The organism is Tateyamaria sp. LSS28 (genome assembly GCF_059611725.1).
Genome location: NZ_JCAPFI010000006.1, coordinates 181,871 through 193,940 on the forward strand (window position 1 = coordinate 181,871; position 12,070 = coordinate 193,940).

10 protein-coding genes are annotated in these 12,070 nt (G+C 62.0%); 2 read left to right on the forward strand and 8 right to left on the reverse strand.

All coding sequences use genetic code 11. The features are described 5' to 3' along the window. The first annotated feature begins 34 nt into the window (after nt 1-34). The gene (locus tag AC53L6_RS18720) at nt 35-934 is read left to right on the forward strand and encodes a M23 family metallopeptidase (protein ID WP_496908928.1); all 900 of its coding nucleotides are present in this window, start codon (nt 35-37) and stop codon (nt 932-934) included. Nucleotides 935-1,011: 77 nt separating this feature from the next. Here AC53L6_RS18720 and AC53L6_RS18725 read toward each other — a convergent pair whose 3' ends face one another. The 3 genes from AC53L6_RS18725 to AC53L6_RS18735 all read right to left on the reverse strand — a co-directional run bounded on the left by AC53L6_RS18725 (nt 1,012) and on the right by AC53L6_RS18735 (nt 4,984). Next, complete coding sequence (locus AC53L6_RS18725) at nt 1,012-3,168, reverse strand: peptidoglycan -binding protein (protein WP_496908929.1); 2,157 nt, start codon at nt 3,166-3,168, stop codon at nt 1,012-1,014. A gap of 2 nt (nt 3,169-3,170) precedes the next feature. Further along, nucleotides 3,171-4,379 (reverse strand): biopolymer transporter ExbB, encoded by a 1,209-nt coding sequence (locus AC53L6_RS18730; RefSeq protein WP_496908930.1) that lies wholly within the window; start codon nt 4,377-4,379, stop codon nt 3,171-3,173. Between the two features lie 74 nt (nt 4,380-4,453). Continuing rightward, nucleotides 4,454-4,984: a gamma-glutamylcyclotransferase gene (locus tag AC53L6_RS18735; RefSeq protein WP_299747266.1), complete on the reverse strand. Its 531-nt coding sequence runs from the start codon at nt 4,982-4,984 to the stop codon at nt 4,454-4,456. A gap of 66 nt (nt 4,985-5,050) precedes the next feature. Here AC53L6_RS18735 and AC53L6_RS18740 point away from each other — a divergent pair, with 66 nt between their 5' ends. Then, on the forward strand, nt 5,051-6,049 hold the full coding sequence (locus tag AC53L6_RS18740) for a DUF2125 domain-containing protein (protein WP_496908931.1): 999 nt from the start codon (nt 5,051-5,053) through the stop codon (nt 6,047-6,049). A 12-nt stretch (nt 6,050-6,061) separates the two neighbouring features. Here AC53L6_RS18740 and AC53L6_RS18745 read toward each other — a convergent pair whose 3' ends face one another. The 5 genes from AC53L6_RS18745 to AC53L6_RS18765 form a co-directional block, all read right to left on the reverse strand. Continuing rightward, entirely contained in the window at nt 6,062-6,844 is a 783-nt protein-coding gene (locus tag AC53L6_RS18745; RefSeq protein WP_496908932.1) for an extensin-like domain-containing protein, read from the reverse strand. Next, the gene (locus tag AC53L6_RS18750) at nt 6,841-7,773 is read right to left on the reverse strand and encodes a prephenate/arogenate dehydrogenase family protein (RefSeq protein ID WP_496908933.1); all 933 of its coding nucleotides are present in this window, start codon (nt 7,771-7,773) and stop codon (nt 6,841-6,843) included. The genes AC53L6_RS18745 and AC53L6_RS18750 overlap by 4 nt, the downstream gene beginning before the upstream one ends. After that, nucleotides 7,755-8,837, reverse strand: a complete 1,083-nt coding sequence (hisC, locus tag AC53L6_RS18755) for a histidinol-phosphate transaminase (protein WP_496908934.1) — start codon at nt 8,835-8,837, stop codon at nt 7,755-7,757. The genes AC53L6_RS18750 and hisC overlap by 19 nt, the downstream gene beginning before the upstream one ends. A 247-nt stretch (nt 8,838-9,084) precedes the next feature. Beyond that, complete coding sequence (locus AC53L6_RS18760) at nt 9,085-10,122, reverse strand: endonuclease/exonuclease/phosphatase family protein (protein WP_496908935.1); 1,038 nt, start codon at nt 10,120-10,122, stop codon at nt 9,085-9,087. Nucleotides 10,123-10,298: 176 nt separating this feature from the next. Beyond that, nucleotides 10,299-12,020, reverse strand: coding sequence for a flotillin family protein (locus AC53L6_RS18765; RefSeq protein WP_496908936.1), 1,722 nt, complete (start codon nt 12,018-12,020; stop codon nt 10,299-10,301). Nucleotides 12,021-12,070 lie beyond the last annotated feature (50 nt).

Genomic DNA, 12,070 nt, shown 5'->3' on the forward strand with positions numbered 1-12,070 from the left:
CGCTGCGACCCCGCTCGCGGCGAGGGAGATTTCGTTGAACCTGCCCATTGATTGCGATCTGGGTACCGAATGCTTCATCCAGCAATATGTGGATCATGATCCGTCGCCCGAGGCCATGGATTTCCGCTGCTCTACACTCAGCTACGATACGCATCAGGGCACGGATTTCGCCCTTCGGTCCCTGGACCAGATGCGGCGCGGTGTGACTGTCATTGCCGCAGCCCCCGGCACGGTCCAGGGCACACGCGACGGGATGGAAGACAGGCTTTTCCGTGCGGACGAAAGCAGCCAGATCAACGGGCGCGAATGCGGCAATGGTGTACTGATCGATCACGGCGATGGGTGGAGCACCCAATATTGCCACCTCAAACGCCAAAGTGTCACCGTCAAAACGGGCGACCGCGTGGATGAGGGCACTGTTTTGGGAGAGGTGGGCCTTTCAGGCCGGACCCAGTTTCCACATGTCCATATGACCCTTCGCAAGGACGGAGCGGTGGTTGATCCCTTTGACCCCGATGGAAAGGTTGAATGCGGGGCCCCCAGCGCCAACACGCTCTGGCAAACGCCCCCGCAATACCGGCCGGGCGCTGTGCTGGAGGTGGGCTTTTCCGACAGAGTGCCCGAGTTCGATGACATCAAGGCTGGTCGCGCCAGAGCCGCGCATATGCCGGTAGATGCCCCTGCGATCGTGGTTTTTGGCTATGCGTTTGGCGGAAAGGCGGGGGACAAGATGCAACTGAGTATCCACGGCCCTGACGGAACGCTGATTGACGACATGGTCGAAATAGATCGCAATCAGGCGCAGTTTTTCCGCGCCCTTGGCAAGAAACGAACAACGGCCAGCTGGCCCAGCGGGCGCTACATCGGCACCGTGGTTCTGCGACGGGGGCAACAGGAAATCAGCCGCGTTCAAGGCACCACCGTCATCCAGTAAGGCGCAGTTTTACTGCTCTGTCCCAACGGTGCTTCTGCCGTCCGGACACGACTGTAAGGCGCACGTATCCGTGCGCCCTATTTCTCGGTGAATTTGAGCTCGATCCGACGGTTTTGCGCCCGCGCTTCAACGGTGTCCACAGGATTGATCGGCTGATATTGTCCGAACCCGTTGGCGGACAGCCGATCCGGCGGCAGGCCGAGGAAATTAACCATGTACCGCACAACCGACAGTGCGCGCGCCTGGCTCAGCTCCCAATTGTCCGCAAACTCGCCCTGCCCCGACAACGGCACGTTGTCCGTGTGCCCGTCCACCTGCAGTACCCAGTCGATGCCAGCGGGAATGTCATCTGCAACACCGCGCAGGATACCCGCGATATTCCCGATCTCTCCCCGGCCTGCCACCGACAATTCAGCGCCACCGGGCGGGAACAAGACTTCCGAGGAAAAGACAAACCGGTCTCCAACGATCCGCACACCTTCCTGAGCGCCCAGCACGTCGCGCAACTGGCCAAAGAACTCGGACCGGTAGCGCTCCAGATCCTGCGCCTCTGCCTCAAGCCGCTTGCGCTCTTCCTCTTCCAGCTCGCGCCGCCTGCGTTCCTCCAGCGCCGCACGTGCCAGCGCAGTGTTCAGATCGCGGCCCAGTGTGCTCAATTGCACGTCTTTGGCTGCGTCACGCACGACAGCGTCATCCAGAAGTGCCTGAAGCTGTCCCAATTGCGTCCGAAGTTGCGAAACCTGTTGGTTCAACAACTCTGTCTGACGCTGCGCCTCAAGCGTGGCCGCTTCCTCGGCATTCAGAGCCTCACGTGCCGCTGTCAAAAGGGCTGCGCGCTGCTCTGCCTCGGACATCTGCGTGGTAAGCGCCTCTTCTGCCGCGAGTTTAGCGGCCAGCGCCGCAGCCAGTTGTTCGCGGACGTCCGAATTGCTGCTGCCCGCGGCTTGCGCGTCAGCCAGTGCCGCCTCACGCGCGGCCAATGCGGTGGCCAGCTGCGTGCGCAACTCTGCCAGATTGGCATCCTGTGCAGCCACCTGCCCCTCTGCGGCCACCTTCTCGGCCACGGCTGCCGCCAACCGCTCGCGCAGATCCTCACGTTCCAGATCTAGCGCCGCAAGGCGTTCTTCGATCACGGCCATCTGAGCCTCGACGTCAGCGAGGGCCCGGGACGCTTCCGTCCCGGTCTCCGCGTCGATCAGAGCCGTGGCAAGGCGCGCTTCAAGGCTTGCCTGCGCTTCGGACAGTGCGGTCTTTTCCGCGTTTGACGTATCAAGTGCTGCCAGAGCGGCGGACAGCTCGGCTTCCAGATCTTCGATGCGGATCTGCGCCGCCGACGCCGAACTGCCGGATTCCTGCACAGACAGCAGCGCCGCCGCCAGACGGTCGTTCAAATCCTTCTCCACGGCCCGGGCAGCAGCCAAGAGGGTGAGCGTATCCTCGGCCTCCTTCCGCTGCGCTTCGAGCGCGAGGGTCATGGCCGTCAGCTCGGTGTCGGCATTCTCGAGCCGTTCGCGCAACGCTTCGGCGGCTGCGGCTTCGACCAGACGCCCGGCTTCTTCTGCGCTCAACGCCTCTTGCGCCGCATCGAGATCGGCTTGCAAGGCGGCGGCCTGATCCGCGCTGTCCGCATTCCTGTTGCGCAGATCCGCGATCAGCGCCTGCAATGCGTCGGTCCGTGCAGCGGCTAAACGCGCCTGTTCGGCTTGTGCGTCCACCTCGTTCCGGGCCGCGGCGAGGGCCAGGTTCAGTGCCTCCTGCTCGGACAACAGGCGTGTCTGTTCTTCTTCAAGCCCGGCCACCGTCTCAAGCGCGGTATCGCGGTCCGCAATCAGCGCAGCCACTTGCGCCTCAAAGCTGGTGATGCGGGTTTCGGCCTGTGCAAGCGCAGTTGCTTGTGCATCGCGTTCCGCCGTGAGGGCAGCAATTGTCGCGGCCTGCGTGTCCACTTGCGTCTGTGCATCGGTCAATGTCGCGCTCAGCGCGGACAGGCGGGAATCCAACTGGTTCGCGCGACGTTCTTCCAAGCCAAGTGCCTGCGCGAGGGCTGCCACCTCACCGGCCAGTTGATCCAGTTCGTTTTCCTGACCCGAGATCGTTTCGCGCAGAACAAATTGCACGATCATGAAGATCGTCAGAACAAACATCAGAACCAGCAGCAGACCGGTCATCGCATCCACGAAGCCCGGCCAGATGGACGCCTGGAACCGTTGCCCTGTGCGTCGAGACAGCGCCATGGTCAGCTATCCCCTGCGGAGTGGCCCTGGCGGTTGCGAGTGTTGCCGCCCGGCTTGCGCCCTTGGCCCCGCGGCTGGCTGAGCGCCGTGGCAAGGGCGGAAATATCGGTGCGCAGTTCCGCCATCGTTTCCTGTCGACCCGCGCTGATTTCTTCGAGAATACGCAGCATCTGAACGTCGATCGACCGCAACCGCATCCGGCTTTCAGCGTCGATCCCGTCGCCCGTGCCCTGCCGTTCGATCACGTCGATCAGGCGTTCCTGCCCATCGGCCATCCGCGCCAGCGTCTCGTTTCCACCGCCCTGTGCCTCAAGCCGCGCGGTCATGCGATCAACGGAATCCGCCAGAAGGCCCAGTTTCTCATCCACCATCGATCGGCTGATATCCGACTGCGTGAACATGGTTTGCAGGCTTTCCATCTGCTCGGCCAGATGGTCGATCACACCTGCCATTGCACTCTGGTCGCCTCCACCCTCGCCATCGGACAACCCAACGCGGGTGATGGAACTCAGCCATTCCTCAAGTTCACGGTAAAAGCGGTTTTGCCCACGCCCCGCGAAGAGCTCAAGCAGGCCCACCACAAGCGACCCGGCCAAACCCAGAAGGGACGAGGCAAAGGCGACACCCATGCCGCCCAATTGCGCCTCAAGCCCCGTCATCAGCCGATTGAACACCGCCACCCCGCCTTCACCCTCTTGTGGGGCAAGGCTGCGGATCGTGTCGACCACCGCAGGAACTGTTGTAGCCAGACCGTAGAACGTGCCCAAAAGACCAAGAAAAATCAGCATGTTGACGATGTAGCGCGTGATATCGCGCACTTCGTCGATCCGGGTGGCCACAGAGTCCAGAATGGAACGGGTCGAGGATGCTGAAAGCTGCATCCGCGCGCCCCGCGACCGCAGCAGCGACGCGAGCGACCCCAGAAGCTGCGGCGCCTTTGTCTGCGCATCCGCCCGGTCGCTTGCAAATTCTTCGATCCAGCGCACCGATGAGATCAGCGAAAACACCTGCCAGAAACAGGCGATAACCCCGATGGCAAAGACCATAAGGATAAAGCCGTTCAGATAGGGGTTCGCCTGAAACACTGGCAGCACGCGCGGCAGTGCGAGTACCGCACCAAACAGCGACATGCCCAGTACAAAGACCATGGCGAAAATCTGTTGAACCGGCTGCGAGAAATGCGGCTGTGCCTTGGGTGTGGTCTGTGCCATAGCGTGGCTCCTGACCCCTGCTCTGTTCTGCTTTTGCGGCAGACTATCGGCTTTTGTAGCCAAGCGCCAAGGATTTATGCCAGTATCGCTGCGACGCGGCGTGACAGCCAATCCAGGTCGGGATCGGCCACGCCCATCTCGGCCAGATGTTGGGCCGTGTTGTACAGATATTCACTGTTTGGGCCCCGCCCGCCATGCGCGTGGGCAATGATCTGCGCCTGCTCTTCAAGCGGCAAACCACCGCAATACTGCACATGCTCGGGATCGATGACATAAGTCACGGCCTCGACCCGCGTACCGCTGAGCAGATCCACATTCAGCGTTTTTTCCAGATAGGCGGACGAGATCAGTTCGCGCTCTCTGAGATAAGCAAGTGTTTCGTCTTCGGTCCCCGGTTTCACACGCAGGGCTACACCGTCGCAAGAGGCGTTGGCAGCGGCATCAAGGGCCAGAACAAGCCCCGGTTCAGCCTCGGACCCGCGGTGGTGGATCGACCGCATGCAAAACGACCGCGCCCAGCCCGGCAAGGTACCGCGCGCGGCTTCGGCCACATCGAAGCCGGGGTTCCAAAGCAGGCTGCCATAGCCGAAAACCCACATGGTCATTGTCACTGGTCCTTTTGTTGCGCCGTGGGGTAGACCCGATTTGGAAGAAAAGGAAAAGGGGCACCCATGCGCAAAGTGATGTGGATCGTTGCACTGGCGGTGCTGGCATGGTGCGGCTGGTGGTGGGTTGCCTCTGCTGGATTGCGCAGTGGCGTACAGACATGGTTCGACGCACGGCAGGCCGATGGATGGCAGGCCGAGTTGCGTGACGTTGAGAGCGGCGGTTTCCCTTTTGCCTTGCAGGCCCGGTTGCGCGACATCGCCTTGGCCGACCCACAGGCAGGTCTGGCCATCGAAACGCAAGCACTTGATATAGCGGCCCCTACATGGTGGCCGGGCGACGTGGCCGTCACGCTGGATGACGGCCCGATCCTGATCGCGTCACCCCTTGGTCGGTCCACATTGACCATGGCAGACGGGGTGATGGCCCTGAACCTGCATCCCGGCACAGCGCTTGAGCTTGAGGCATTGGGATGGACAGCCGGACCCTGGCTGGTCAGCGACCCAGAGGGCGTGCAGATGCAGGCCGACGACCTCACCCTGACCATGACGCGGGTTGAGGGTGCGCAATATGGGCTGATCGCCACCGCAGGCACGTTCACCCCCGGCGCGGCGACTCGACGCGGCCTGCGCCTGCCGGATAACTTTCCGCGCGCCTTCGACAGCCTGCAACTGCGCGCCGACGTGACCTTTGACCAGCCATGGGATCGGCGCGCGCTGGATCAGCGCCGCCCGCAGCCCCGTGTCATTGACCTGCATCTGGTCGAGGCGATCTGGGGCGACATGAAATTCAACCTCTCGGCCGACCTGACCGTCGATGCACAAGGTGTACCCACGGGGACAGTCGCCATTCAGGCCGAGAACTGGCGCGAGATGCTGGATATGTCAGAAACGGCAGGGCTGCTGCCAACCCAATTGCGCGGTCAGGCCGAAGGTGTTCTGCAGGCACTGGCCGGCGCGTCGGGCAATGAAAACACGCTGGATGTCGAGCTGTCAGTCAGGGACGGCGCGATCCGCTTTGGCTTTATCCCGCTGGCCCCGGCACCGCGTTTGATCCTGCGCTGACGCAAGCCAGCCTTATCGGCAGTAGGTTCCACCTCGGTAGCGGGCCGTGTCAAAATGGAAGTGATCCCGGTGAAACCGGTCCGAGTTTGGGCCCAGTACTGTGCCAAACGGTCCGCATGCCGCCTTGTGCATGGACCGCAGCGCCCGACGGTGGCGCGAGTTCCAGTCGTTCAGCACGGTCAGCGTGGTTCCGTCCTTGAGCTGGAAACCCGAGATGTCGATGGCCCGTCCCTTGCCATGTTCCGAGATACGCGCGCCCGGCTGGTTGTTGCGCGTCCGGCAGGCATAATGTGCGGCGACGCGGTAGCTGGCCAACCCGCCCCCTGTGCCGCGCAACGCGGGTTTGGCCCCCCGTTCTGTCCAGCTTTTGAGCGCCTTGGCTGTTGTGCAATCCATCAGGGCCGATTGGCTGAGCGTCACTCCCGACACCGAGCGCAGCCGTACAGCCTCGGATATGCCGCAGCCATTGATGCGGCCCGGCACGAAACCCACGAAATCCCCTTGCAAGTCAGGATCACCACAGACCTGTCCGCGACGACGTTCGGCCCGGCGCGCCATGGCTTTTTCGACAATCGCCCTAGGGCGCAATGCCGGGCGCAGGGACGTGGCACTTTCGGGCAAGATCGCCGCTGATGGCACGGCGGACGCCACGGTTGGCACCGCCGGGGCCACGGCCACATCACGCACGACATTCCGGGCGTCCGTACCTGCCCGCGCGACTGGGCGTTTTGACGCTTCGGGGGCCGCAACCGCAAAACCAGCGGCCAGCATCAGTCCAAGCACCAGCGCCTTCATCGTTGCGCACCCCGGCCAAAGTCAGGCGCATCCGTGTCCTGCCCGGCCTCGATGATCCCCCGGCGGATGGCGCGGGTGCGCGTGAAATAATCGAACAGGTGATCCCCATCGCCCGTGCGAATGGCCCGTTGCAGGGCAAACAGCTCTTCGGTGAAGCGGCCAAGAATTTCCAGCGTTGCATCCTTGTTCGTCAGGAAAACATCACGCCACATCGTTGGATCGCTGGCCGCGATGCGGGTGAAATCCCGGAAACCGGCGGCTGAAAACTTGATCACCTCACTGTCGGTCACGCGCCGCAAATCATCGGCCACGCCGACCATGGTATAGGCAATCAGGTGCGGGATGTGGCTGACGACCGCGCAGACCCGATCATGGTGCTGCACATTCATCCGGTCCGTCATCGCGCCCAGTGCCGCCCAGTAGCGTTCAACCGTCGCCACAACCTCGGCGTCCGCATCATCCGGCGTGACGATCAGTGTCCAGCGGTTGTCATAAAGCTCGGCAAAGCCGGCCTCCGGTCCGCTGTGTTCCGTCCCGGCCATGGGGTGGGTGCCTACAAAGTGCACGCCATCCGGCAGGTGGGGCTGCACCGCGTCGAACACGGCCTGTTTCACCGATCCCACGTCGATCACGGTGGCACCGGGTTTCAGCGCCTCCTTGATCTCTGCCATCACAGGGCCCATCGCACCGATGGGGACGGCCAGAACGACAAGGTCGGCGTCCCGTACTGCGTCAGCCGCAGTGTCGGTCACGATGTCACAAAAACCCAGCCGCCGTGTCGTGTCGCGCGTCGCCTCGGACCGGGCGTACCCGCTGATTGTCTTGGCCGCGCCAGCGCGCTGTGTGGCCCACGCCATGGACCCTGCAATCAATCCCAAGCCGATAAAGGCAATCTTGTTGTAGATCACGCTCACGATGCGTTTCGCCATTCTGTCAGGGCCGAGATCACGCGGCCCGTCTGTTCGGCATTGCCCACGGTGATACGCAGACCCTCGGGAAACCCGTAGCCGCCTACGCGGCGTACAAGGATGCCATCGGCGTTCAAGGCAGCCTCAGCTGCATCCGCCTCGGGCACCGAAGCCGCGCGGGCCAGTACGAAATTCGTATCGCTGCCATCGCAGGCCAGGCCAAGTTGGCGCAAAGCCCCCGTCAAACGCGCCCGTTGATCCGCATTCAGCGCAGCGCACTCCTCGACCCATTTGGTGTCCCGCACCGCTGCCTCTGCCGCCGCCAATGCGACGGTGGACAGGTTGAACGGTTGGCGGATGCGGGTCATCACGTCAATCATGTTCTTGGGTCCATACCCCCAGCCGACACGCAAGCCGCCGAGCCCGTAGATCTTAGAAAAGGTGCGTGTCATCAGGACGTTGGGTCGTGCCTCGGCCAAGGTAAGGCCGCCATCATACCCATCGGCGTATTCAGTATAGGCCCCGTCGATCACAAGGATCACGTGTTCGGGCAGATCATTGGCCAACCGCACCAGTTCTGTATCCGATAAACGTGTGCCCGTAGGGTTGCCGGGGTTGGTAAGCAGCACGATACGCGTGCGTTCGGTGACGGCGTTCAAAATGGCATCCACATCGACAACCCGGTCCCGTTCGGGCACGGAAACAGGCGTCGCACCCGCCATGTTGGCAAGGATCGGATACATGGAAAATCCGTGCGCGGTGTGGATGATCTCATCACCCGGCCCGGAGAACGCCTGGGTTACGAATTGCAACACCTCGTCGCTACCCACACCGCAGATCACGCGATCTGCGTCCACGTTCCAGACCTCGGCAATGGCTGTGCGCAACGCCGCGTGGTCGGTCGAGGGATAGAGGTGCATACGGGTAGCGGCGTTGGTCAACGCCTCGATCGCCGCCGGGGGCGGGCCCGCCGGGTTCTCGTTCGAGGACAGCTTGAGAACGTTCTCCACACCGGCCAGATGCGACGCCCCGCCCTGGTACAGCGAGATGTCCATGATTCCGGGTTGCGGTGTTATTGCGGCCATAGTGTCCTCTTCGTCCATTAGAGAGGTTTTAGGGCTGGGAGGCCGGAGTGGCTAGGGGCAAAAGCGCGCGGAGCACCAGCCGGTCCGGCGGCGGATCGTGGGCTGCCGCACTGGCGTATGAACAACGCGATTTGTGTGGATCATTTGCCTCTGTGGCTGATGTCCGGCGATTGAGGGCGATGTAGCGGCAGACCGACGGGACGGTCCGCCGCTGGACCGGCGCCTTCGGCTTGATTCCGGTCCAGTCTTAACTGGTTACGTCCGGTGCGGGCTTCCACTTGAACCCCACCCGGATAACCCCGTGGTCGTTGGTCCCACTTTCCTTGTGATCGTCGTAGTTCAGGTGGTCGTTCTGCACCACCATCTCGTCAAAGGCCCATTTGCGGCGCTTGGAGTTGTCATAGAACTCCTGGCTGAACATGATGTGGTCCAGGCTTTCCCGCTGACCCTTGTAGACGTGGGTGTAGTAGACATCGCGCACGGACCGGTATTCCTGTATCGTCTGTGCCGTGTACAGGGCATTGTCCCCGCCCCCCGCTGACAGGGGCGACAGGTAGGTGGGCTGTTCGGACAGGATGTTCAGCGTGTTGCTCACCTTGCCGTCGTTCATGTCGCCAATGACAACAACGGGCGTGTCCGTCTTCTTGACCAGCTTCGTGATGATGACCCGCAGGGCGGCCGCTTCGGCCGTGCGGCGGACGGTGGAAATGGCATAACCCAACGCGGTTGTATGATCCCCATGCACATCCTTGTCGTACCAGCTGCGCTCGCGCCAGATCTGCGTGGGACGGCGGGATTTGAAGTGGCAGACAAAGACATGGATTACGGGTGTCCGCGGATCGGGCTGCACCTGGAAATGCAGGACCGGGCGGGAAAAGGTGCTCAGGTTGACCTCAAGATAGTCCTGTTGCGGGTCATCGCCGCCAGACTTGAGCACGTACTCGTCCGGGAAATCCACGATCCATTCCGGATCGCCAACAAGCACGTCGGTGCGGACGGCGGCGGCGCATACAATCTTGTCCCCCGCGTGATCCGGGGGTGTCAGGGCGGTGTAGTCGCTGTTCATACCGGCATCGGCCAAGACCTGATCCAGCGCAGCAGGGGCCCAGAGCTCTTGCAGGCCCACGACGTCGGCGTCCAAACGCGCCATGGTCGCTGCGCTGAAGTCAATCTTGCGCTGGTAGATGTCCGGGTCCCACCCGTCCGTGTCGCCATAAATGGCGTCGCCAGGGGTCTGAAGGTTCAAGAGGTTGAAGCTCGCAAAGGAAATGTCGCGGGCGCCCATGGTCGTCTCCAATTCACGTCAATCAATGCCCGAACGCTACCACAGGTTACATGACGTGGGTGTGAAAAACGCAAAACCCGGTGCAAGGCACGGACGTGCCCGAACGCCCGCGCACAAAACGAAAAAGGGGCGCTGCATCAGCGCCCCCAAAGGTTCGGGTGAAGTTGGACAGGTGCCTACGCTTTGTTGCTTGCAGGCTCCTGGATGCTGTTTGCATCTGACGGTTTGGCTGCTGCACCTTCGATCGACTTCGGCTGGGCGGGTTGATCAACCACAGTCACCGTTTTGCCCACAGCTGCATCCGCGATGCCGGCCATCCCGTCTTCCATGCTGATCCCAAGCTCTTTGCCAAGGGCCTGCATCGCGGGCATCTGGAGTGCCATACCCAGCACGGAATCCAAGGCCTGATTGACCGGCGTGCCAACGTTCGGCGCACCGTCTGCACCACCACTGGCGGGGGTCATGCCCGTCACCTGGTGGATCTTGATCGAGTCGATCTTTTCAGCCGGTTTGACCATTTCCGCGATGATGGCAGGCATGGCCTCAAGCTGGGCAAGACGGATCTTCATCGCCACGATCTCGGCACTCAGCTCGTTCTCGGAGTTCGCTATGGCTTTCTGACCTTCGGCTGTTGCCAGCATGTCGGTCCTTTTTGCCTCGGCACGCACGGTCAACGCATTTGCATCGGCCTGCGCTTCTTCCAGTTGGGCCGCAGCACGGTCGCTTGCAGCGTCCTTTTCCGCCTCGGCTGTCACGCGAATACCCGTTGCCTGACGCTCCGCCTCTTTCTGCGCCTCGATGATGGCGATCCGCTTGATCCGCTCCGCCTCGGCCACGGCGCGCGCCGTTTCAATGGCTTCCGCCGCTTTCTTGGCCTCTGCCCTCGCGGTGTCAGCCGATGCGCGCGCCTGGCTTTCCTCCTCGGACTTGCGGGCCACGATGATCTGGCGTTCCTGATCCGCCACTTCCAGCTCGCGTTCCTTGGCGATCTCGGCTTCGCGGATGCTGCGCTCACGCGCAATCTCGGCTGAACGTACTGCTTTCTCGCGTTCAATCCGTGCTTCTTCCTTGGCGCGGTCCGACGCTTCCTGGTTGCGCGCGATCTGTGCCTCCTGTTCCGCCTGCAGCGTCTGGATTTCCTCGATCTGGGCGATCTCGGCCTGCTTCTGCTCGCGCTCGATCTGATACTTGCGCTTTTCGGCTTCCATCTCGGATTGGGCGACGGACACATCGGCCTCTGCCGAAATCTCGGCCCGCTGTTTGCGCGAGGTGGCAATGACGGCTGCCAGCTTCTGCATACCAACCGCGTTGAACGCGTTGTTTTCATCGAGCGAATCAAACGGTGTCTGGTCCAACGCGGTCAGCGACACGGCCTCAAGCTCCAAACCGTTCTTCAGCAGGTCTTCGGAGATGGCATTCTGCACCTCCTGGACAAAGCTGGCACGGTTTTCGTGCAACTCGTCCATGGTCATTTGGGCGGCCACGGCGCGCAGACCGTCAACCAGCTTACCCTCGATCATCTCGCGCAGCTGTTCGACGTGGAATGTCCGGTCGCCCAGCGTTTGGGCCGCGCGCGAAATGCCGTCTTCGGTGGCGTTGACCGAGACGTAGAATTCAACGCCCACATCAACACGCATCCGGTCCTTGGTGATCAGCGACTGTTCAGCCACCCGCGCCACTTCCAGGCGAAGCGTCTTCATGTTGACCTTGGAGATCTCGTGCAGGAACGGGACAACAATGGTGCCGCCATCCATGATGACCTTGCGCCCGCCGGACCCGGTTTTGACCAGGCTGGTTTCGCGTGTCGCACGTTTGTAAAGGCGCGCCATGATCAAGCCGATCAGGACAAGCAAACCAAGAATGATGGCGGCAATCGTCAGAATTGCAGTGAGTTGCATATGAATACTCCTACATGAACAAAGGTAAGGTTAGACAGACAGCGTGTATG